This window comes from Georgenia sp. M64, assembly GCF_038049925.1.
Taxonomy (GTDB): Bacteria; Actinomycetota; Actinomycetes; order Actinomycetales; family Actinomycetaceae; genus Georgenia.
Genome location: NZ_CP145809.1, coordinates 1,932,494 through 1,954,894 on the forward strand (window position 1 = coordinate 1,932,494; position 22,401 = coordinate 1,954,894).

The following is a 22,401-nucleotide window of genomic DNA, read 5'->3' on the forward strand; positions in this document are numbered from 1 at the left end:
GCCATCGAGTCCATGGCCTTGTCCTACCGGAAGCCGGCTGCCCGCAGCCATGTCACGCGTGCCCCGGCCGGTGGGCGCGTCGCCGTCTCGACGCCGACCGTCATCAACCCCGCAGGACGGCCAGGACGGCCTCGGCGACCTCGGTCGGGCTGAGGGACGAGGTGTCGACGACGGCGTCGGCCGCGGCTGCGTAGACGGGCCGGCGCGCGTTCGCCATCGCGGCGTACTGGGCGCGCGGGGATCCCACGACGACCGCCCGCGGGGCGTTGAGGCCGACCCGTGGCATGGCCGCCGCGAGAGAGACGTCGAGGAAGACGACCGTCCCGCCGTCGGCGCGGTAGGCCTCGAGGCGCTGGGCCACGCCCGGGACGGCCCCGCCGCCCAGGGCGACCACGCCCGGCCGGCCCAGCGCGGCCGCGGCCACCTCGGCCTCGACCTCGCGGAACCGCTCCTCGCCGGCGTCGAGGAAGAACTCCCCCACGTCCGTGCCCACCCGTGCCGCGAGGAGGTCGTCGGTGTCGAGGAGCTCGAGCCCCAGTCGCTCCGCGAGGAGCGCGCCGACCGTGGACTTCCCGGCACCGGGGGCACCGAGGAGGACGAGGGTGGGGATGGGGGTCACCGGGGAACCGTACGTCATCCCCGCACCGCGGCCCACGCCGCCTCGAGCTGCTCCGGGGCCGGGCCGCGCAGGACCGTGGGCCGGCCCACGGCGTCGAGGACGACGAAGCGCAGGGTGGACCCGCGGACCTTCTTGTCGCTGGCCATCGCGTCGAGGAGGTCCGGCCAGCGGTCCTCGCCGTAGGCGGTGGGCAGGCCCAGCGACTCGAGCACCGCGCGGTGGCGCCGGACACCGGTCTCGTCCAGGTGCCCGGCCGCATGAGCGAGCTCGGCCGCGAAGACCATCCCCACGGCGACGGCGTCGCCGTGACGCCAGGTGTAGCCCTCGGTCCGCTCGATCGCATGGGCGAAGGTGTGGCCGTAGTTGAGGATCTCGCGCAGACCGGCCTCGCGGAGGTCGGCCCCGACGACCCGCGCCTTGACCGCCACGGCGCGCTCGACGAGCTCACGCAGGACGGGTGACCCCGGACGCAGCGCCGCCGCGCCGCCGTCGGCCTCGACCAGGCGGAGGATCTCCTCGTCGGCGATCAAGCCGCACTTGACGACCTCGGCCAGGCCCGCGCGCAGGTCCTCCGCAGGCAGGGTCTGGAGGGCGTCGAGGTCGCACACGACACCGGCTGGCGGGTGGAAGGAGCCGACGAGGTTCTTGCCCGCGGCGGTGTTGATGCCGGTCTTGCCGCCGACCGCGGCGTCGACCATGCCGAGCAGGGTGGTCGGGACGTTGACGAGCCGGATGCCGCGCAGCCACGTCGCGGCCACGAAGCCCGCCATGTCGGTCGTGGCGCCGCCGCCGAGGGCGACGACCGCGTCGTCGCGACCGAAGCGCCGCTCCCCCAGCAGGTCCCAGCAGCCGGCGACCACGTCGAGGGTCTTCGCGGACTCGGCGTCGGGCACCTCGTGGGTCACCACGGTGCGCCCTGCGGTGGCCAGCTCCGTGCGCAACGCCTCGGCGCGGCCGGCCAGGGCTGCGGGGTGGACGAGGAGGACGCGGGAGGCGTCGGGACCGACGAGGTCGAGAACCTCGCGGTCCAGCCCGTGACCGACGACGACGTCGTACGGGGCGGCGCCCGAGACCGTGATCCGCGTCGCCGGTGCTGCGGGTGCCGGCGATGTCGTCGGTGCCGCGGGTGCGGCCGACGTGGCCGGTGCCGCGGATGTGACCGGCGCCGCGAGGGTCCGGAGCACCTCGGCGGCGACATCCTCGGCGGTGCGTCCGCCGGTGACCACCCGCACCGTCGCAACCCGTTCGTACACCGGTCGCCGGGCGGTCATGAGCGCCTCGAACCGGGCGGTCGGGTCGCCCTCGAGGAGGGGGCGGGCACCCGAACGGGCCACCCGGGCCACGGCGTGGTCGGCGTCGACGTCGAGGAAGACGACGTGGTGCCCGGCGAGGGCCGCCTGGGTGCCGGGGTGCAGGACGGCGCCGCCGCCGAGGGCCAGCACGCCGTCGTGCTCGGACAGCAGACGGGTGACGGCGTCGTGCTCGAGCACCCGGAACTCGCCCTCGCCCCGGGTCCGGAAGATCTCCGGGACACTCGTCCCCGCGAGGCGCTCCACCTCGGCGTCGGAGTCGCGCAGCGGCACACCCAGGGTGGCGGCGACGAGCTCACCGACGGTGGTCTTGCCGGCCCCCGGGGGGCCGACGAGGATCAGGCGGGGACCGGTTCGGGAGTGAGCCACGAGGCGCAACGCTACCGTCGGCGCGGGGCGGGCCGTGCTGCGGACCGAGACGGGCTGCGAGGGCTCCCTAGCGCTGGTGCTCGGGGATGGCCTCGAGGTAGCCGCGCAGGTTGCGCGTGGACTCGCTCACCGAGTCGCCGCCGACCTTCTCCAGCAGGGCGTCGGCCAGGACCAGGGCCACCATCGCCTCGGCGACCACGGCGGCCGGCGGCACCGCGCAGACGTCGGAGCGCTGGTGGATGGCCCGCGCCTCCGCGCCGGTGGCGACGTCCACGGTGGCCAGCGCACGGGGCACGGTGGAGATGGGCTTCATCGCGGCGCGCACGCGCAGCGGCTCGCCGTTGGACATCCCGCCCTCGGTACCGCCGGCCCGGTTGGTGGCGCGGCGGATCCGGCCGTCGGAGCCTCGGACGATCTCGTCGTGCGCGGCGGAGCCGCGGCGGGTTGCGGTGCGGAAGCCGTCGCCGATCTCGACACCCTTGACGGCCTGGATGCCCATGACCGCCCCGGCGAGCCGGGAGTCCAGGCGCCGGTCGGACGAGACGTGCGAGCCCAGGCCGGGAGGCAGGCCGTAGGCGAGGACCTCGACGACGCCGCCGAGGGTGTCGCCGTCCTTCTGGCAGGCGTCGATCTCGGCGACCATGGCCGCCGAGGACGTCGCGTCGAGGCAGCGCACGGGGTCGGCGTCCAGCGCCGCCACGTCGTCGGGTCCGGGCACCGGAGCGTCGTCGGGGACCGTGACCGGGCCGATCGCCACGACGTGCGAGACGAGACGGATGCCCGCGACCTGCTCCAGGAGCGCCGCGGCCAGCGTTCCCAGGGCGACCCGGGCGGCGGTCTCGCGCGCGCTGGCCCGCTCGAGGATCGGCCGGGCGTCGTCGAGGTGGTACTTCTGCATCCCGACCAGGTCCGCGTGGCCGGGGCGCGGGCGCGTGAGGCGCCGGTTACGGGCGATCTCCCGCTCGTCGCCGGTGCCGGCGTCGACGAGGAGGGCCTCGCGAGGCACCGGGTCGGCGGCCATGACCGTCTCCCACTTGGGCCACTCGGTGTTGCCGATCTCGATCGCGACCGGGCCGCCCATCGTCAGGCCGTGCCGCACGCCGGAGAGCAGTCGGACCTCGTCCTGCTCGAACGACATCCGTGACCCGCGGCCGTGCCCGAGCCGGCGCCGGGCGAGGGCGTCGCCCACCTGGTCGGTGGTGATCTCGACCCCGGCCGGCAGGCCCTCGAGCACCCCGACGAGAGCCTGGCCGTGCGACTCACCTGCGGTCATCCATCTGAGCATGGCCCGATCCTCCCATGCGACGGCGGGGCCCGGCCGGGGGCGTCCACGGGGAGGGCGGTCGGGTGTCGACGGTGAGGGCGGTCGGGTGTCGACGGTGAGGGCGGTCGGCGGTGGGGTGTCACGGCACCCACGCCGGGACTCCCGCCCTCGGCGGACGCGTCCTGCGGGGGCTCGAGTTCAGCGGGCGCGTGCTGCGGGGGCTCGAGTTCAGCGGACGCGTGCTGCGGGGGCTCGCGATCATCGGGCGCGTGCTGCGGGGCCTCGCGATCATCGGGCGCGCGCTGCAGCGGAACGCGGCTGCCTCGGGCTCAGGCGGGCACGAGCCCCGCGAGGTGCGCCACCGTGGCGAGCGCCGCCCCGAGCACCAGCCAGGGCCCGAGGGGGACGGCGTCCTCGTGTCGGGCGCGGCGGATGAGAAGTCGCGCGGTGGTCCATGCGCCGCCGAGCACGAACGCCGCCAGGAGTCCTGTCGCGACCACCCCCCAGCCGAACCACCCGAGCCAGAGACCCAGAACGCCGGCCAGCTTGACGTCACCCAGCCCCAGCCCGGTCACCCGCGGGAGGGCGAGGAGCACAGAGCCGGCGGCGACCGCGGCGGCGGCCAGGACCGCCCGGCCCAGGTCCGTCCACTGACCGGTGGTGAGCGCCGCGACGGTGAGGAGAACGAGCACCCCGGCCGCTGCCGCCCCGACGAGGCGGTCCGGGAGCCGGTGGGTGCGCAGGTCGGCGACGACGAGCGCCGCCGACACGGCCGCCAGCCAGGCCCCGGCCGCCACGACGGCCGCCGGGACGCTCACGCCGAGCGGGTGGGCGGCGGGCTCGCGGACGCCGGGGCAGGTTCGGTGCGCGGCGCGGGGGCAGCTGCCTCGGCCCGCGGCCCCGTCCCGGCCGGGAACGGCGGCGGCGACGCGCGCACCTCTCCCCCGCCCCGGCGCCGGGCCAGCTCGGCGAGCAGGGCCGCGCGCATCACCTCGACGTCGGGGGTGCGGCCGGTCATGAGACGGACCTGGGCCTCCGCCTGGTGCAGGAGCATCGCCCAGCCCGGCACGACGGCGCCGCCGGCGCCCTCCCACGCGGCCGCGAGCGGGGTGGGGGACGGGTCGTAGACGACGTCGAGGAGCACCGCGCCGGCGAGGACGCCGAGCCGGGCGAGGTCGGCGGCGGTGTCGTCCGCGGCGCCCGCCGGGACGGTGGAGATGACGAGGTCGGCGCCGGCGGCGGCCTCGGCCGCGACGGCCGGGGAGGTCCACGCCACGTGCTCGACGGCCACGCCCATCCGGGCCGTGGCCGCGGCCGCGGCGGGTGGTACGCGGCGGGCCACGAGGGTGGAGCGGGTCAGGCCGAGCTCGGCCACCGCGGCCTGCGCGGAGGAGCTGGTGGCACCCGCGCCGAGGATGACGGCCCGCCGCGGGACCCAGCCGGGCGCGGCTGCCTCGCGGACCGCCGCGACGATGCCGTGCACGTCGGTGTTGAACCCGGTGAGGGGGCCGGCCGACCCGCCCGGCCCGGGTTGGACGACGACCGTGTTGACCGCTCCGGTGACCTCGGCGAGCGGGTCGACCGCGTCGAGCAGCCCCATGACGGCGTGCTTGAGCGGCATCGTCAACGACAGGCCCGCCCATGAGCCGTCGAGCCGGGCGACGACGCCGGGCAGCTCCTCGGCGGTGACGTCCTGGAGGCCGTACGCCCAGCCGTCGAGGCCGAGCTGGGTGTAGGCGGCCCGGTGGAGCGCCGGCGAGAGGGAGTGGGCGACGGGGTGGCCGAGCACCGCCGCCCGCCGGCTCACCCCCGGCGCGGCGAGGTCCTGGCCGGCACCGCCGACGACCCCCATCAGCCCTGCGGGTTCTCGGCCAGCCACGCGCGGAGCTCGGCGACGTTGGCGTTGTGCTCGTCGAGGGTCGCGGCGAACTTCGTCTCCCCCGTGTCGAGGTTGACGGTGGCGAAGTAGAGCCAGTCCCCCTCGGGGGCGTTGATGACCGCGTCGAGGGCCGCCTCGCCCGGGGCGCCGATGGGCGTCGGCGGCAGACCGGGGTTGAGGTATGTGTTGTACGGGTTGTCGTCGTCGAGGTCGGCCTGGGTGGGCACGCCACCGACCTTGCCCACGCCGTACAGGACGGTGGAGTCCATCTGGAGGCGACCGTTGACGTCGTCGTCGTCGGTGAGCCGGTTCTCGATGACGCGGGCGACCTGGCCGTAGTACTCCGGCAGGTTCACCTCGCGCTCGACGATCGAGGCCTTGGTCAGGACCGCCTGACGCTGGTCGGCCGGCACCTCGAGGGCGTCCAGGCGCGAGATGGTCTGGGCGACCATCGTCGAGAGCATGGTCGTGGCGTCGTCGGCCGGCTCGAAGGAGTACGTCGCGGCGGCGTACCACCCCTCGGGGTTGCCGTCCGCCTCGGCGGGCAGCCCGATCGCCCCGGTGTCCTCGGCCGCGGCCTGGACCTCCTCGAGGGGGATGTCGGCGACGTTCGCGATCCGCTCGTACACCTGCGCGGCGTGGAAGCCCTCCGGCACGGTGATCGTGACCTCGGCCCGCGAGGCCGGGTCGAGCAGTGCGGCGACGGCGTCGCTCGCGGCCATCTCGTTCATGAGCGTGTAGGTGCCGGGCTGGATCCGTCCGGCGTTGACGTTCTCGCCGAACGCGTCGACGAACGCCCGCTGGGAGGCCACCACCCCGGCCTCCTCCAGGACCGAGCCCATCTCGGCGCCGGAGGCGCCCGCGGGGATCACCACCTGGACCTCGCCGCTGCCGGGGCCGGGGAAGTCCTCGGCCGCGGCCGTGGGCCGGTCGGAGAGGGCGTCCCGCACGGTCGGGTACGCCCAGAGAGCCACCGCGGCGACGATCGCGACGACCACGGCGAGGACGAGCAGCGTGCGGCGGCGCCGCCGGCGGCGGCGGTCCTCGCGGGCGCGCCGCTGCTCCCGGCGGGCGCGCCGGAGGTCGTCCTCGTGCGCCGGCTCGGCCGTCGTGCCCTGGGCAAACAGGTCGTTCACTGCGAGGTCCCCCCTCGGACGGTCTCCCCCGGTCCGACCGGCTCACCGGCGGGCTGGCCGGTGCGCCGCTCGACCTCGAGGGCGTGCTCAACGATCATCACGGCAGCCACCTGGTCGACGACCTCCCGGTGCCGGCGCCCGGGGCGGCCGGACGCCCGCAGCGCCTGGTGGGCGCTGACCGTCGTCAGTCGCTCGTCGACGAGCCGCACCGGAAGCGGTGCCACGGCGGCCGCGACCCGGACAGCGTACCCGCGTGCGGCGTCGGCGGACTCCCCCTGCCGGCCGGACAGGTGCCGCGGCAGGCCCACGAGGACCTCCATCGCCCCGACCTCCGCGGCGATCGCGGCGATCTCCGCGACGTCACCGCCGTCGCGGCGCCGGGCGACGGTGCGCACCGGCGTCGCGAGGATGCCGTCGGGGTCGCAGCGCGCGACGCCGACCCGCACGGAGCCGACGTCGACGCCGAGGCGCACCCCGCGCCGCAGCCCGGCAGCGCTCACGCGCCGACCAGGGTCGTCACCTCGGCGCGGACGGCGTCGAGGGCGCCGCCGAGCGCCGCGACGTCGGTCCCGCCACCCTGGGCGACGTCGTCCTTGCCGCCGCCGCCCCCACCGAGGGTGGTCGCCGCGACGCGGACGAGGGCACCGGCCCGCACGCCGGCCTGCCGGGCGGCGGCGTTGGTGGCGACGACGACGACCGGGCGGTCCTTCGCGACGCCGCCGACGGCGACGACGGCGGGCGCGGACTCACCGAGGCGCTGGCGCACGTCCAGGGCCAGGGTGCGCAGGTCGTCGGCGGAGGCGACCTCGCCGGCGTCGTGAGTGACGACGAGCGCGGGGCCGACCCGGTCGGCGGATCCGGCGACCTGGGCCGCGCCCCCGAGCAGCTGGGCCTGGCGCAGCGCCGCCAGCTCCTTCTCGGCGGCCTTGAGCTTGGCCATGAGCGAGCCGACCCGCTCGGGCAGCTCCTCCGGGCGCCCGCCCAGGATCGTCGAGACCTGGCTGACGAGGGCGTGCTCCTTGGCCTGGTAGCCGTAGGCGCCCGCGCCGACGAGGGCGTCGACCCGGCGCACGCCCGAGCCGATCGAGGCCTCGCCCAGGAGGGTGACGAGCCCGAGGTTGCCGGTGGAGGGCACGTGGGTGCCCGCGCACAGCTCCTTCGACCAGTCGCCGCCGATGGAGACGACGCGCACGCGGCGACCGTACTTCTCGCCGAACAGGGCCATCGCCCCGGCCGCCCGGGCGTCGTCGATGTCCATGATCTCGTCGGTGACGTCGAGGTTCTCCGCGAGCTGGGCGTTGACGCGCCCCTCGATCTCGGACAGGACGTCCCCGGGCACGGCGGAGCCGTGCCGGAAGTCGAACCGCAGCCGCGACGGCGCGTTCTCGGAGCCGGCCTGGGTCGCCTGGTCGCCGAGGTGCTCGTGGAGGGCCTTGTGGACCATGTGGGTGGCCGTGTGGGCGCGCGCGATCGCCCGGCGGCGGTCGGTGTCGATGCTCGCCACGCCCGTCTCGTCCAGGGTGAGGGTGCCCTCGGTGAGGCGCCCGCGGTGCACGGACAGCCCGCGGACCGGGGACTGGACGTCGGCGACGTCGACGATCGCCCCGCCCTGGAAGGAGATCGTGCCCTGGTCGGCGAGCTGGCCGCCGGCCTCGGCGTAGAACGGGGTGCGGTCCAGGACGACCTCGACGTCCGCGGGAGCGGTCGCGACCGGGGCCGCGACGCCGTCGACGAGCAGACCGACGAGGCGCGCCTCGGCGACGGCGTCGGTGTAGCCGAGGAACTCCACCGCGCCGCCGAGGCGGCCGAGGACCTCGTTGTAGACCGCGGTGTCGACGTGGCCGGACTTCTTGGCCAGGGCGTCGGCGCGGGCACGCTCACGCTGCTCCTGCATGAGGCTGCGGAAGCCCGCCTCGTCGACGCGCACGCCCTGCTCGGCCGCCATCTCGAGGGTGAGGTCGATGGGGAAGCCGTAGGTGTCGTGGAGCGCGAACGCGTCCGCCCCGCTGAGGACCGACCCGCCCGCGGTGCGGGCGCGGCTAACGGCGGTGTCGAGGATGGTCGTGCCGGAGGTGAGGGTGCGCCGGAAGGCCTCCTCCTCCTCGTAGGCGACATGGGAGATGCGGTCGAAGTCGGTGCCGATCTCGGGGTAGGAGTCCTTCATCGCGTCGCGCGACGCCGGCAGCAGGACGGGCAGCGAGGGCTCGTCGACGCCGAGCAGGCGCATCGAGCGCACCGCGCGGCGGATGACGCGGCGCAGCACGTACCCGCGGCCGTCGTTGCCCGGTCGCACGCCGTCGCCGATGAGCATCATCGCCGAGCGCACGTGGTCGGCGACGACGCGCATGCGGATGTCGTCGGGGTCGGTGGAGTTGCGGCCCAGGCCGTAGGGACGCCCGCTCATCTCCTGCGCGGCCGCGATGACGGGGTAGACCTCGTCGATCTCGTAGAAGTTCTCCTTCTCCTGCAGGAGGAACGCGAGCCGCTCGACGCCCAGTCCGGTGTCGATGGCCTTCTTGTCGAGCTCACGCAGGAGCGGGTAGTCCTTGCCCGAGCCCTCGCCGCGGAGGTACTGGTCGAAGACGAGGTTCCAGATCTCGAGGAAGCGGTCGCCCTGCTTGTCCACCTCGGGGCCGCCGTCGGGGCCGTACGCCGGTCCGCGGTCGTAGTGGATCTCGGAGGTGGGACCGGCCGGGCCGGGCTGGCCCGTGTCCCAGAAGTTCTCCGCGCGCGGCTGGGTCTGGATCCGCTCGGCGGGCAGGCCGATCTTGCGGGACCAGATGTCGCGAGCCTCCTCGTCCTGGTCCCAGATGGCCACCCAGAGGCGATCGCCGTCCAGGCCGTAGCCGCCCTGGTCGCGCGAGGCGGTGAGCAGCTCCCAGGCGTAGGTGATCGCCCCCTCCTTGAAGTAGTCGCCGAAGGAGAAGTTGCCGCCCATCTGGAAGAAGGTGCCGTGCCGGGTGGTGCGGCCGACCTCCTCGATGTCGTTGGTGCGGATGCACTTCTGCACGCTCGCGACCCGTGGCCAGGGTGCCTCCTGGGTCCCGATGATGTACGGGATGAAGGGCACCATGCCGGCGATGGTGAACAGGATCGACGGGTCCGGGGAGACCAGGGGGACGCTGGGCACGACGGCGTGGTCGTGCTTGGCGAAGTAGTCCAGCCAGCGGGAGCGGATCTCGGCGGTACGCATGGTTCCTCGGGTTCGTGTCGGTGCTGGGGTGCGGCGGTGGTGCGGTCACGTGGTGCTGTGGTGGTCCGGTCACCTAGTGCGGTGGCCACGTGGTGCTGTGGTGGTGCGGCCACGTGGTGCTGTGGTGGTGCGGCCACATGGTGCTGTGGTGGTGCGGTCACGTGGTGCGGTGGCCGCGTGGTGCTCTCGTGCGGTGACGTGCTGAGGGCGGCGCGCGTTGCCCCTCACGGACTACAACGCAGATGCCAGGTCGTCGTCTTCCGTGGTGGCCCAGGGCTGCGGCGTCGTGGGTGCGGCCCGGCGCCGGGCGACCTCGGCCCGGGCGGCGGCGACGGCGTCCTCGTCGGGCAGCAGCGCCGCGCGCAGCTCGGCCTCGCGCTCGTGGTAGGCCGCGGAGAGCTCTCCCGGAAGGGCTCGCAGGCGCTGCAGCAAGGAGGGGGCCCGTGCTGCCAGGACGACGGCGGCGGAGCCGACGACGACGAGCCCGACGACCAGACGGACGCCCATCAGCGGCCCTTCCCGCCCAGGACCCGCCGCACCGCGTAGGAGAAGGCGGAGACCTTGATGAGGGGCCCGCCCACCGTGGCGGCGACCAGGGTCGTCAGGGCCGAGACGTCCTCGGTGACCTGCGCGGCCGAGGTGGTGATGGTGTCGACCTTGGCGAGCTGACCGTTGGCCGCGCGGACGGTCTCCACGGCCTCGTCCAGCGCCGGCAGGGTGTGCTCGGTGAGCTGGTGCACGGTGCCGCGGGCCTCGTCCAGAACCCGGCCGAGCTTGAGCAGCGGCACGGCCAGGAACGCGACCAGGGCGACGAACGCCAGCGCGGCGATCAGTCCGGCGATGTCACCGAGCGACATGTGTTCTCCTCGTACCGGTGGGCACCGGCGGGTTGCGCCGGTCTGCCGGGGAAGCCTACCCGTAGGACGACGACGCCCCGGGCACCGGCAAGCCGGCCGCCCGGGGCGTCGTGAGCGCTGGGGTCAGCGCGAGTAGTACTCGACGACCAGCTGCTCGTTGCAGGTCACGGGGACCTCGGCGCGCTTGGGGCGGCGGACCAGCTCGGCGCGGAGCTTGGTGAGCTCGACGTCGAGGTAGGACGGCAGGTTGGGCAGCACGTCGCGGTGGGCGCCGGCGGCGGCGACCTGGAACGGCACCATGGCCTGCGACTTCGGCTTGACCTGGATGACCTGGCCGGGCTTGACCCGGAAGGAGGGCCGGTCGACCAGCTTGCCGTCGACGAGGATGTGACGGTGCACCACGGCCTGGCGGGCCTGGGCGATGGTGCGGGCGAAGCCCGAGCGCAGGACGAGCGCGTCCAGGCGCATCTCGAGCAGCTCGACCAGCGACTCACCGGTCAGGGCCTGCTCGCGCTTGGCCTCCTCGAACACCCGCTGGATCTGGGCCTCGCGGATGCCGTACTGGGCGCGCAGACGCTGCTTCTCCTTCAGACGCACCGCGTAGTCGGACTCGGTGCGGCGACGGGCGCGGCCGTGCTCACCGGGGCCGTAGGGGCGCTTCTCGAAGTACTTGACCGCCTTGGGGGTCAGGGCGATGCCGAGGGCGCGCGAGAGGCGCACCTGACGGCGCGTGCGGGAGACTGCCATGTGTTTCGTCCTGTCGTGTCGGTGACGTCACCGCGGCGGACGGGATGTCCGGACGGTGCGGGGTCGACCTCGTGGCCATGACCCCAGGTGGCTGCCGACCGCGGGCGCGAACGAGCCCGCACGGCAACCTCACGAGGTTAGCACTACCGCTCGGCGAGGATCTGACGGATCCGGGTGAGCCGGGCTGTGATGTCCCGCTCGTGGCCGTGAGCGGTGGGCTCGTAGTACCGCGTGCCGTCCAGCTCGTCGGGGGCGTACTGCTGGCCGACGATCCCGTGCGGGTAGGAGTGGGCGTAGCGGTAGCCGTCCCCGTGGCCGTGCTGCTTGGCCCCGGCGTAGTGGGCGTCGCGCAGGTGCGCCGGGACCGGCCCGGCCTTGCCGGCGCGGACGTCGGCGATGGCGGCGTCCACTGCGGCGTAGGCGGCGTTGGACTTCGGTGCCGTGGCCACGTGCACGACCGCCTCGGCGAGGATGATCCGCGCCTCGGGCATCCCGATGAGGGCCACCGCCTGGGCGGCGGCGACGGCGGTCTGCAGCGCGGAGGGGTCGGCCATGCCGACGTCCTCGGCCGCCGCGATGACGATCCGCCGGGCGATGAAGCGCGGGTCCTCCCCCGCGACGACCATGCGGGCGAGGTAGTGCAGGGCGGCGTCGACGTCCGAGCCGCGCATGGACTTGATGAAGGCGGAGATGACGTCGTAGTGCTGGTCGCCGGCCCGGTCGTACCGCACCGCGGCGACGTCGATGGCCCGTTCGACGGCCTCGAGGGTGATCGCGTCCTCGCCGGCGGCGTCGGCTGAGCCGGCGGCGGCCTCGAGGATGGTCAGCGCCTTGCGCGCGTCCGCCCCGGCAAGGCGCACCAGGTGGTCCTCGGCGGCCTCGTCCAGGGCGAGGGAGCCGCCGAGCCCGCGCTCGTCGTCGAGGGCGCGGCGCACGAGGGCGCGCACGTCCTCCTCCGCGAGCGGGCGCAGCGTGAGCAGCAGCGAGCGGGACAGCAGCGGTGAGATGACCGAGAAGCTCGGGTTCTCGGTGGTGGCGGCCACGAGCGTGACCCACCGGTTCTCCACGCTCGGCAGCAGCGCGTCCTGCTGGGACTTGGAGAAGCGGTGGACCTCGTCGATGAAGAGGACCGTCTCCTCCCCCGAGGTCACCAGGCGCCGGCGGGCGTCCTCCACGACGGCGCGGACGTCCTTGACGCCGGCGGTGACGGCGGAGAGCTCGGTGAAGCGCCGGCCCGAGGCGTGCGCGACGAGGTAGGCCAGCGTCGTCTTGCCCGTGCCGGGCGGCCCCCACAGCACCACCGACGACGGCGCGATCCGGCGCCGCCCCTCGGGTGCGGGCTCGACGAGGCGGCGCAGGGGCGAGCCCGGCTCGAGCAGGTGCTCCTGGCCGAGCACCTCCTCCAGGGAGGCCGGGCGCATGCGCACGGCCAGGGGCGCCCCGCTGCCGACGGCAGGGACGCCGGCGTCGTCGGCTCCGGCCGCCTCGAACAGGTCCACGCCCCGGAGCCTACGCAACGTCGCGCCCGTGGCCTGGAGGACCTCCCCGCGGTGGAAGACTGGGCGCGTGTTCGACCGCCTCGGCCGCCTCGTCACGCGGCACCCACGCTCCGTGGTCCTGCTGTGGACCCTCGTCTCGCTGGCCGCGCTGCTCGTGGCGTTCACGGGGCTGGGCGGCGACAGCCTCTTCGACCGGCTCCGCACGGGCGAGCCCACTGTGCCGGGATCGGAGAGCCAGCGGGCGCGCGAGATCCTCGAGGGGGACCGTGAGAGCGGGGACCAGGTCACCCTCCTCGTCGAGGGTGCCGACCTCACCGACACCGAGCAGACCGCCGGGATCGCCGAGGCCCTCGCCCCGGCCCACGCCGACCTCACCGCCATCGACGGCGTCGACCAGGTGGTCGACGCCTTCCTCCTGCCCGAGGGCCTGGCCAACCCCGCGGCGGCCGGCCTCGTCTCGAGCGCGCAGGACGGCTTCCTCGTCGCCGTCACCCTGGACCCGGGCCTAGACGACGACGAGGCCGCGCTCGCCCACGACGCGGTCGTCGAGCGTCTCGAGCAGGTGCCGGCGGACCTGGCCGGCGTCGCTCCCGACGTCCGCGGGACGACCAGCTCGAACGAGATCATCGCCGGGGAGATCGTCGAGCAGGTCGAGGAGGACCTCGTCACCGGCGAGGCGGTGGCCCTGCCGGTCTCCCTGCTCATCATGGTGGTGGTCTTCGGCGGGTTCCTCGCGGCGAGCCTGCCGCTCATGGGCGCCGTCGCCTCGATCTTCGCCGGGCTGGGTGTCCTGCTCGTCATGAGCTACGGCGTCGACATCGACTCGTTCGTCATCAACGTCGTCACCGTCCTGGGCCTGGGCCTGTCGATCGACTACGGCCTGCTCATCGTCTCCCGCTTCCGGGAGGAGGCGCACCGGCTCGTCGGCGACGGCGCCGAACCGGTCGCGGTCCAGGCGCGGCGGCGCCGGCACCGCCGCAACCCGCTCGTGGTGCAGGCGGTGCGCGCGACCGTGGCCACGGCCGGGCGCACGGTGCTCTTCTCCGCCGTCACGGTCGCCTTCGCGATCTCGGGGCTGCTGCTCCTGCGGCCGGACGTGCTGCGCTCGATCGGTGCCGCCGCCGTCGCCGTGGTGATCCTCGCCGTCTTCTCCGCCGTCGTCTTCGTCCCCGCCGTCATCGTCCTGCTCGGGGAGCGGCTCCTGCGACCCTCCGCGCTGGGGCGGGTCCCCGGCCTGCGGGTGCTCGTGCGGGGCCTGGGCGACGTCGCACCCGCGGAGGGCTTCTTCTCCCGGCTCGCCCGCGGCGTGCACCGCCACCCCTGGCTCGTGCTCGTCGGCGTCGTCGCGCTCCTGGCGGTGCTCGCCTCCCCCGTGCTGGGGCTGACGATGCGCAACTCCACCACCGAGCTCCTGCCCTCGGACTCCGACCAGCGCGACTACATCGCGGTCCTCGGTGAGGACTACCCCGCCGCGGCGGCGGCAGACGTCCTCGTCGTCGCCGACACCGACGCCGCGGGCGCCGCCGGTCTCGCCGAGGACGTGGGTGGGCTGCCCGGCGTGGCCGAGGTCCGCGGCCCGGTCCCGGTCGACGACCGCGCTGTGCTCGAGGTGTTCGTCGACGCCGAGGACGCGGGCGGGCCGGAGGCGACGGCGGTCGTGAGAGAGATCCGCGCGCTCGACCCCGGGTTCGAGACGTGGGTCGCCGGGCAGGCCGCCAACCAGGCCGACTTCAACGACGCCATCGTCGAGGGGCTGCCGCTGGCCGGCGGGATCATCGTGCTGGCGATCTTCGTCCTGCTCTTCCTCATGACCGGCTCGCTGCTAGTCCCGCTCAAGGCGTTGGTCATCAACCTCTTCTCCCTCGCGGCCTCGCTCGGGGTGACCGTGTGGGTCTTCCAGGAGGGCCACGGCGCCGACCTCCTGGGGTTCACGCCCGTGGCCGGCCTGGAGTCCTACGTCGTGGCCATCGCGGTGGCGTTCGGGTTCGGCCTGGCCATGGACTACGAGGTGTTCCTGCTCTCGCGGATCAAGGAGTTCTGGGACCTCGGCTACGACAACGACGCCGCGGTCGAGCACGGCCTGCAGCGCTCGGGCCGGATCATCACCTCGGCGGCCCTGGTCATCATCTCGGTGTTCGCGGGCTTCGCCGCGGGCGACCTCATCGTCATCAAGCAGGCCGGCGTCGCGCTGGCCCTGACGGTCCTCATCGACGCCACGCTCGTGCGGATGCTCCTCGTCCCGGCGACCATGACGCTGCTCGGGCGGTGGAACTGGTGGGCGCCCGCGCCGATGCGGGCCCTGTACGACCGGCTCAAGATCGTCCACTGACCGCGGGCCGCGCCGACGCACGCTCGTCCGGCGACCGCCGTCAGAAGCGCGACAGGTCGCCCGCGCCCTCCCGCAGCACCTCGGGCGCCCCGGAGGTGAGGTCGACGACCGTGGTGGGTTCCGCGTCGTCGACGTCAGCGTCCACGACGGCGTCGAGGAGGTGTCCCAGGTGCTCGGCGACCTCCCAGCCGGTGGTCATCGGCAGCTCCTCACCGGGGAGGATGAGGGTGCTCGAGACGAGCGGTTCGCCCAGCTCTGCGAGGATCGCCTGGCTGATCCGGTGGTCGGGGATGCGGGCGCCCACGGTGTGCTTCCTGGGGTGGAGCATCCGCCGCGGCACCTCCTTGGTGCCCCGGAGGATGAAGGTGTAGGGCCCGGGCGTCGCGGACTTGACGAGGCGGAAGGCCCGGTTGTCGACGATGACGAACTGCCCGAGCTGGGCGAAGTCCCGGCACATCAGCGTGAAGTGGTGGGTGTCACCGAGCTGGCGGATCGCGCGGATCCGGTCCAGCCCCGCCTTGTTGTCCAGGGTGCAGCCCAGGGCGTAGCCGGAGTCGGTGGGGTAGGCGATGACCCCCCCGCCGCGCAGCGCGTCGACCACCTGCCCGACGAGCCGGGGCTGCGGGTCGACCGGGTGGATCTGCAGGGTGCGGGCCATGAGGGCAGTGTTCACCACCGCGGCGCGGCGTGCAGGTTCTCCAGCTCCGCGGCCACGGTGTACCCGAGGGAGAGGTACAGGGCCCGCGCGGCGTCGTTGTCGGCCCAGGTGCCCAGGTGGACCAGGCCGGTGCCCACCAGGGCGCGCCGGGTGACCTCGCCGGTCATCGCGGTGGCGACCCCGCGCCGTCGCCAGGCGGGATCGACCGCCACGGCCGAGAGGTGGACGCCGCCCGGGAGCGGCAGGGCGGAGAGCACGCCGGCGAGGCCGCCGGCGCCGTCGTCGAAACCCACCCAGGTGCGCGACGCGTCGTCCGCGCGCGCCTCGCGCTCGGGGTAGGCGCGGTCGAGGACCTCCTGCGCCCGGGCGGCCGCCGCCGGTCCCGTGCCGAGGTCGCGCACCCGACCGGCGTCCGGATGACGCGGCGGCGCGGCGGTGCACGTGAGCCAGTCCCAGGGGCGACCGGGCCGCAGGCCGAGCCGCTCGCGTGCGGCCGGGTCGACGGCGTCCCACGTCCCGCGCGGGAGCAGGGCGCTGACGACGGCGCGGGCCGGGGTCGGGTCGACGGGCCCGGCCCGGCCGCTGACCTCGGCCAGGAGCGCGGCGAGGTCGGCGGGCCGTCCCAGCCCGACCAGGCCCGTGCCGCCGCATCGCTCGACGAGCGCGACCGCCGGGGCGGGCGCGGTGGCGGCCCCGGACGTCGTGGTCCACACGTCGAGCAGGCGGAACCGTCCCGCGTTCGCGCGCCAGAACGGCCAGCGGTCCAGGACGTCCTGGCCGCCGGCCGTCAACCGGTCCGTCCGCGCGCTCACGCCACCGGCGCCGCGGACCTCCCGGGCGCCGGCTCGGCCGGCGCGTCCACCCCGGCCTCCTTGCGCTGCTCGGGGGTGATGGGGGCAGGCGCCTGGGTGAGCGGGTCGTACCCGCCGCCGGACTTGGGGAAGGCGATGACGTCGCGGATGGAGTCCGAGTGCGTCAGGAGCGAGACGATCCGGTCCCAGCCGAACGCGATGCCGCCGTGAGGCGGCGCGCCGAACTTGAACGCGTCGAGGAGGAAGCCGAACTTCTCCTGCGCCTCCGCCTCGCCGATGCCCATGACCGCGAAGACCCGCTCCTGGACGTCGCGGCGGTGGATACGGATGGAGCCGCCGCCGATCTCGTTGCCGTTGCAGACGATGTCGTACGCGTACGCCAGGGCCTCGCCCGGGCTCTCCTCGAACCGGTCGACCCACTCCGGTGTCGGGGAGGTGAAGGCGTGGTGGACCGCGGTCCACGCGCTGTGGCCCAGGTCGACGTCGTCGTCCTCGCCCGTGGGCTTGAACAGGGGGGCGTCGACGATCCACACGAAGGACCACGCGTCCTCGTCGATGAGCCCGACCCGCCGGCCGATCTCCAGCCGGGCGGCGCCGAGGAGCGCCCGGGCGTCGGAGGCGCGGCCCGCGGCGAAGAAGACGTTGTCGCCCGGCTGGGCGCCGACCGCCTCAGCCAGGCCCGCCCGCTCGGCCTCGGAGATGTTCTTGGCCACGGGCCCGCCGAGGGTGCCGTCCTCGCCGATCGTCACGTACGCCAGACCCTTGGCGCCGCGCGACTTGGCCCAGTCCTGCCACGCGTCGAAGGTCCGGCGCGGCTGCGAGGCGCCGCCCGGCATGACGACGGCGCCGACGTAGGGGCTCTGGAACACCCGGAACGGGGTGTCCTTGAAGTACTCGGTGAGGTCGGTCAGCTCCAGGCCGAAGCGCAGGTCCGGCTTGTCGGTGCCGTAGCGGCGCATGGCCTCGAGGTAGGTCATCCGCGGGATGGGGCGGTCGATCTCGTGGCCGACGAGGCGCCACAGCTCGGCGAGGACCTGCTCCGCGACGGCGATGACGTCGTCCTGGTCCACGAAACTCATCTCGACGTCGAGCTGGGTGAACTCGGGCTGGCGGTCGGCCCGGAAGTCCTCGTCCCGGTAGCAGCGGGCGATCTGGTAGTAGCGCTCCATGCCGGCGACCATGAGCAGCTGCTTGAACAGCTGCGGGGACTGCGGCAGGGCGTACCAGGAGCCCGGGGAGAGGCGCGCCGGCACGAGGAAGTCGCGTGCCCCCTCGGGGGTGGACCGGGTGAGCGTGGGCGTCTCGATCTCGACGAAGCCCTGGTCGTCCAGGACCCGGCGGGCGGCCTGGTTGACCTTGGCGCGCAGGCGCAGCGCGTGCGACGGCGCCTTCCGGCGCAGGTCGAGGTAGCGGTAGCGCAGACGCGCCTCCTCCCCCACCTGACCGGCGTCCTCGGCGTGCTCGGAGACCTGGAAGGGCAGTGCCGCGGCGGTGTTGAGGACCTCGACGTCGGCCGCGATCACCTCGATCTCGCCGGTCGGCAGGTTCGGGTTCGCGTTGCCCTCGGGCCGCTGGACGACCTCCCCCGTCACCTGGAGGACGAACTCGCTGCGCAGCTCGTGGGCGACCGCCTCGTCACGGATGACCACCTGCGCGATGCCCGAGGCGTCGCGCAGGTCGATGAAGGCGACCCCGCCGTGGTCGCGGCGGCGGTCGACCCAGCCGGCCAGGGTCACGGTGGTGCCGATGTCGGAGGCGCGCAGGGATCCTGCCGCGTGGGTGCGGAGCACGGGGTTCCTTCCGGGTAGACGGGCGCACCGCTAGACGGGCGGGCGCTCCGACGATCCTAGTGTCGGCGGCCCGGGGTGCCAGGCCGCGGGCGGGGCGCGAGGGTCCGGCACCTCCGCGGCCCGTCGGTTCCACCCGTCGGTTCTGCGTGCGTCCACGGTGAGGTACCCGCCTCAGTTCCGCGTGCGTCCACGGTGAGGTACCCGCCTCAGTTCCGCGTGCGCCCCGGCGTCCGTCATGATTCCCCGGTGAGCGAGCGGCGGCCGGGTTCGGCGACGACGACGGGCGGCCCCGACGTCGTGCGGCTGCTCCTCGTCGCCTCCGTCTCGCTCATCACCCTGGTCGCGTTCGAGAACCTCGCGGTGACCACGGTGATGCCGAGCGTCGCGGCGGACCTCGACGGGCTCCGGCTCTACGCGGTGGCCTCGGGGGCGCCGCTGGCGGCCCAGCTCGTGGCGACCGCCGTCGGGGGCGCGTGGTCCGACGCCCGCGGTCCGCGCGGCCCGCTGATCGGCGGGGTCCTGCTGTTCTGCGCGGGACTGGTCGTGGCCGGCCTGGCGCCGGGCATGGCGGTCCTGGCCGCCGGCCGGGCCGTGCAGGGGTTCGGCGGCGGGCTGCTCATCGTCCCGCTGTACGTGCTGGTCGGCTCGATGGTGCCGGCGCCGCGGCAGCCGAGGTTCTTCGCCGCCTTCGCCGTGGCCTGGGTGTTCCCCGGGCTCGTGGGTCCCGGCATCGCGGGGTTCGTCGCCCAGGAGTGGACGTGGCGATGGGTCTTCCTCGCCGTGCCGGTGCTCACCCTCGGTGCCTCGGTCGTGCTCCTGCCGCTGCTGCGCCACCTGCCCGGTCCGCCCGACCGGCCCGACGAGGGTCGTCCCCGGGCGCGGCGGCTGGTGCTCGCCGCCACCGGGGCGGGGCTCGCCGCGGCGGCCCTGCAGGTCGCCGGTGCCGAGGGCGGCGCGACGGGCCTGTTCCTCGCCGTCGCCGGGGTCGCGGTCCTCGTCCTCACGCTCCCGGTCCTCCTGCCGGCCGGGACGGTGCGGCTGCGCGCCGGCGTGCCCTCCGCCGTCGCGACCCGCGGGCTCCTCAACACCACGTTCCTCAGCGCCGAGACGTTCCTGCCGCTGCTCCTCGTGCGCGAGCACGGGTGGTCCGTGGCCCAGGCCGGTCTGGTGCTCACCGTCGCGTCCGTCACCTGGGCGACCGGCTCGTGGATCCAGGGCCGGGTCAGCGACGAGGAGCTGCGCCGCCGTCTGCTCTGGGTGGGACCGCTGACTCTGGCGCTGGGCACGCTCGTCACCGCGGGGGCCACGGTCGAGGGCGCACCGGGGTGGCTGGTCGTCGTGGGCTGGACCATCGCCGGCGGCGGGATGGGGCTGGTGTTCCCCGCGGTCAGCGTCCTGGTCCTCCAGCGCACGCCGGCGTACCGGCACGGACGCATCAGCTCCTCGCTCCAGGTCGCCGACGCCCTCGGGGCCGCGCTCGGGCTGGCTGCCTCGGGTGGGCTCTTCATCGCGCTCGTCGGGCGGGGCGGCACGCTCGCGTACCTCGCGGGGCTCCTCCTCGCCGTCGTGGTGGCGCTCCTGGCCACCCTGGCCGGGGCGCGGGCAGGGCAGCGCGGCGAGGACGAGACCGGCGACCCGCCCGGTGGGTCCGCGGCGCGCGCCGCCGACGGCGCCGACGTCCCGGCCGACGGGGCCGACGTCCCGGCCGACGGGGCCCCGCTCCAGGGCGGCTGAGCAGCCAGGACCGGTGTGCGGGACCTTGTGCCCAAGGTCACCGCCGCCCGCTCCTGCGGGCGTGGGGGCCCTCCGGGTAGGCTGGGACCTCCTGGAGTGCTCTCCCGCCCAGGCCCTGAAGCGGATGTTGTCGCAACTGTGTGGGCCCATCGCGGAGGGCTTGCCGCCGACCTGGCGGTGCCGCCCCACTCCGCTCGACGATGGGTTTCCCCTGTGACGATGAACGACTTTGCCCTTTCGCGCCCCGAGACGGGTGACGACGCCCTGTTCGAGGCGCTGGAGCTCTCCGACGCCGAGGCGCCCACCGACGACACCGGTGCGTCCTCCGATGACACCGGTGCGTCCGCCCCGACGGCGGGTGCCGACACCGCCGAGACCGCTCCCGCCGAGACCTCTCCCGCCGCGGCGGCACCGCTCGCCAAGGCGGCGGTGACCTTCGCCGACCTCGGCCTGCCGGACGACCTGCTCTCGGCGATCGAGGACCTCGGCTTCACCGTCCCGACCGACATCCAGGCCGAGGCGATCCCGGTGCTGCTCTCCGGCCGCGACGTCGTCGGCGTCGCCCAGACCGGCACGGGCAAGACCGCCGCCTTCGGTCTGCCGCTGCTCGAGGCGGTCGACGCGTGGGAGCGCTCGGTGCAGGCCCTGGTGCTCACGCCCACCCGCGAGCTCGCCATGCAGGTCTCGGACGCCATCGCGTCCTTTGCCCACCGCACCAAGAACCTCACCGTGCTGCCGGTCTACGGCGGCTCGAGCTACATCCCGCAGCTGCGGGCCCTCAAGGACGGGGCGCAGGTCGTGGTCGGCACCCCCGGTCGCGTCATGGACCTCATCGAGCGCGGCAGCCTCAACCTCTCGGGCGTGCGGTTCCTCGTCCTGGACGAGGCCGACGAGATGCTGCGCATGGGCTTCGCCGAGGACGTCGAGCAGATCGCCTCGCACGTCCCCTCCGGCCGGCGCACCGCGCTGTTCTCGGCCACCATGCCCGCGGCCATCAAGCGGGTCGCCGACACCCACCTCACCGACCCGGTGCGTGTGGCCGTCACCCGGCCGGCGTCCACCACCGCCACCGTGCGCCAGACCTACGCCGTCGTGCCGTTCCGCCACAAGGTCGGTGCCCTCGCCCGCGTGCTTGCCACCACCGAGGCCGACGCCGCGATCGTCTTCGTCCGCACCAAGGGCACCGTCGAGGACGTCGCCATCGAGCTCGCCGGCCGGGGGATCTCCGCCGCCGGTCTGTCCGGCGACGTCCCGCAGAAGGAGCGCGAGAAGCTCGTCGAGCGGCTGCGCAACGGCACGCTCGACGTCCTCGTGGCCACCGACGTCGCCGCCCGCGGCCTCGACGTCGAGCGCATCGGCCTCGTCGTGAACTTCGACGTGCCGCGTGAGGCCGACTCCTACGTCCACCGCATCGGCCGCACCGGCCGCGCCGGTCGGACCGGTACGGCCCTGACCTTCCTGACCCCGCGTGAGCGCGGGCAGCTGCGCCAGATCGAGAAGCTCACGGGCTCCACCCTCGAGGAGGTCACGCTCCCCACGCCGGCGGACGTCTCCGCGCACCGGGCCGGCAAGCTCTTCGGCCAGGTCGCCGAGCGCCGCGGTGCCGGCCGCCTGGAGATGTACCGCGAGGCGCTGACCGCGCACGTCGAGGAGACCGGTGCCGACCTGCTCGAGGTCGCCGCCGCTCTCGTGGCCCTGTCCGTCGGTGACGAGGGTCCGCAGCGCCGCGACGACGAGGACGACCGCCCGCGCACCCGTCGCGAGGAGACCGTGGACGACGAGGGCACCTTCGTCGCCGCGCGCTTCGACGAGGGCCACACGTCCAAGCACGGCACCCGCGGCCCGGCCGAGCGTGGCGGCCGCCGCCCGCGCATCGCCGGTACCCGCTACCGCGTCGAGGTCGGGCACAAGGACGGCGTCCAGCCCGGTGCCATCGTCGGTGCGATCACCGGCGAGGGCGGCCTGCGCGGCTCCGACCTGGGCAAGATCGACATCTTCCCCAGCTTCTCGCTCGTGGAGATCTCCGGTGACCTCTCCCCCGAGTCGGCCCGTCGCATCGGCGCCGCCAAGGTGGCCGGCCGTCCGCTGAAGATCCGCCCGGACGAGGGCCCGCGCGCCGCCCGGCCCGCGAAGCGTCACGGCGAGCACGACCGTCCCGAGCGTCGGCCCTCGCGACCGGTCGGCCCCGCCCGCCGCCCCCGCTGA

The 22,401-nt window shown here is 74.8% G+C and carries 18 protein-coding genes; 3 read left to right on the forward strand and 15 right to left on the reverse strand.

Annotated features, from left to right (window positions below):
* Positions 1-103: 103 nt before the first annotated feature.
* The 12 genes from AAEM63_RS08800 to AAEM63_RS08855 all read right to left on the reverse strand — a co-directional run bounded on the left by AAEM63_RS08800 (position 104) and on the right by AAEM63_RS08855 (position 12,873).
* Positions 104-619 (reverse strand): shikimate kinase, encoded by a 516-nt coding sequence (locus tag AAEM63_RS08800; protein ID WP_341361158.1) that lies wholly within the window; start codon positions 617-619, stop codon positions 104-106.
* Between the two features lie 14 nt (positions 620-633).
* Positions 634-2,298 (reverse strand): 3-dehydroquinate synthase, encoded by a 1,665-nt coding sequence (aroB, locus tag AAEM63_RS08805; protein WP_341361159.1) that lies wholly within the window; start codon positions 2,296-2,298, stop codon positions 634-636.
* Between the two features lie 67 nt (positions 2,299-2,365).
* Positions 2,366-3,583, reverse strand: coding sequence for a chorismate synthase (aroC, locus tag AAEM63_RS08810; RefSeq protein WP_341361160.1), 1,218 nt, complete (start codon positions 3,581-3,583; stop codon positions 2,366-2,368).
* A gap of 308 nt (positions 3,584-3,891) precedes the next feature.
* Positions 3,892-4,380 carry an A24 family peptidase gene (locus tag AAEM63_RS08815; RefSeq protein WP_341361161.1) on the reverse strand — a complete coding sequence of 163 codons (489 nt, stop codon included), beginning with the start codon at positions 4,378-4,380 and terminating at the stop codon, positions 3,892-3,894.
* Positions 4,377-5,414, reverse strand: a complete 1,038-nt coding sequence (locus tag AAEM63_RS08820) for a shikimate dehydrogenase (RefSeq protein WP_341361162.1) — start codon at positions 5,412-5,414, stop codon at positions 4,377-4,379. Before AAEM63_RS08820 ends, AAEM63_RS08815 begins: the two co-directional genes overlap by 4 nt.
* A complete protein-coding gene (mltG, locus tag AAEM63_RS08825; protein ID WP_341361163.1) occupies positions 5,414-6,577 on the reverse strand; it encodes an endolytic transglycosylase MltG in 1,164 nt (387 codons plus the stop codon). Before mltG ends, AAEM63_RS08820 begins: the two co-directional genes overlap by 1 nt.
* Positions 6,574-7,077 carry a Holliday junction resolvase RuvX gene (gene ruvX, locus AAEM63_RS08830; protein ID WP_341361164.1) on the reverse strand — a complete coding sequence of 168 codons (504 nt, stop codon included), beginning with the start codon at positions 7,075-7,077 and terminating at the stop codon, positions 6,574-6,576. The genes mltG and ruvX overlap by 4 nt, the downstream gene beginning before the upstream one ends.
* Entirely contained in the window at positions 7,074-9,770 is a 2,697-nt protein-coding gene (alaS, locus tag AAEM63_RS08835; protein ID WP_341361165.1) for an alanine--tRNA ligase, read from the reverse strand. Before alaS ends, ruvX begins: the two co-directional genes overlap by 4 nt.
* Positions 9,771-10,001: 231 nt before the next feature.
* Positions 10,002-10,277 carry a hypothetical protein gene (locus tag AAEM63_RS08840; RefSeq protein WP_341361166.1) on the reverse strand — a complete coding sequence of 92 codons (276 nt, stop codon included), beginning with the start codon at positions 10,275-10,277 and terminating at the stop codon, positions 10,002-10,004.
* Positions 10,277-10,627, reverse strand: a complete 351-nt coding sequence (locus AAEM63_RS08845; RefSeq protein WP_341361167.1) for a DUF948 domain-containing protein — start codon at positions 10,625-10,627, stop codon at positions 10,277-10,279. Before AAEM63_RS08845 ends, AAEM63_RS08840 begins: the two co-directional genes overlap by 1 nt.
* A gap of 123 nt (positions 10,628-10,750) precedes the next feature.
* The gene (gene rpsD, locus AAEM63_RS08850; RefSeq protein ID WP_123918730.1) at positions 10,751-11,374 is read right to left on the reverse strand and encodes a 30S ribosomal protein S4; all 624 of its coding nucleotides are present in this window, start codon (positions 11,372-11,374) and stop codon (positions 10,751-10,753) included.
* 143 nt (positions 11,375-11,517) lie between these two features.
* Positions 11,518-12,873 (reverse strand): replication-associated recombination protein A, encoded by a 1,356-nt coding sequence (locus tag AAEM63_RS08855; RefSeq protein ID WP_341361168.1) that lies wholly within the window; start codon positions 12,871-12,873, stop codon positions 11,518-11,520.
* A 67-nt stretch (positions 12,874-12,940) separates the two neighbouring features.
* Between AAEM63_RS08855 and AAEM63_RS08860 the strand changes: the two genes are divergently transcribed.
* Entirely contained in the window at positions 12,941-15,202 is a 2,262-nt protein-coding gene (locus AAEM63_RS08860) for an MMPL family transporter (protein WP_341361169.1), read from the forward strand.
* Between the two features lie 40 nt (positions 15,203-15,242).
* On the opposite strand, the gene AAEM63_RS08865 is transcribed toward AAEM63_RS08860, so the two are convergent.
* Genes AAEM63_RS08865 through aspS form a run of 3 tightly spaced genes read right to left on the reverse strand, consistent with a single transcriptional unit; the run spans position 15,243 to position 18,462 of the window.
* Positions 15,243-15,860 (reverse strand): L-threonylcarbamoyladenylate synthase, encoded by a 618-nt coding sequence (locus AAEM63_RS08865; protein ID WP_341361170.1) that lies wholly within the window; start codon positions 15,858-15,860, stop codon positions 15,243-15,245.
* 11 nt (positions 15,861-15,871) lie between these two features.
* Entirely contained in the window at positions 15,872-16,672 is an 801-nt protein-coding gene (locus AAEM63_RS08870; protein WP_341361171.1) for a GNAT family N-acetyltransferase, read from the reverse strand.
* The gene (gene aspS, locus AAEM63_RS08875) at positions 16,669-18,462 is read right to left on the reverse strand and encodes an aspartate--tRNA ligase (RefSeq protein WP_341361172.1); all 1,794 of its coding nucleotides are present in this window, start codon (positions 18,460-18,462) and stop codon (positions 16,669-16,671) included. Before aspS ends, AAEM63_RS08870 begins: the two co-directional genes overlap by 4 nt.
* 246 nt (positions 18,463-18,708) lie before the next feature.
* On the opposite strand from aspS, the gene AAEM63_RS08880 reads away from it, so the two are divergent.
* The gene (locus tag AAEM63_RS08880; protein ID WP_341361173.1) at positions 18,709-20,196 is read left to right on the forward strand and encodes an MFS transporter; all 1,488 of its coding nucleotides are present in this window, start codon (positions 18,709-18,711) and stop codon (positions 20,194-20,196) included.
* A 219-nt stretch (positions 20,197-20,415) separates the two neighbouring features.
* Positions 20,416-22,401 (forward strand): DEAD/DEAH box helicase, encoded by a 1,986-nt coding sequence (locus AAEM63_RS08885; protein ID WP_341361174.1) that lies wholly within the window; start codon positions 20,416-20,418, stop codon positions 22,399-22,401.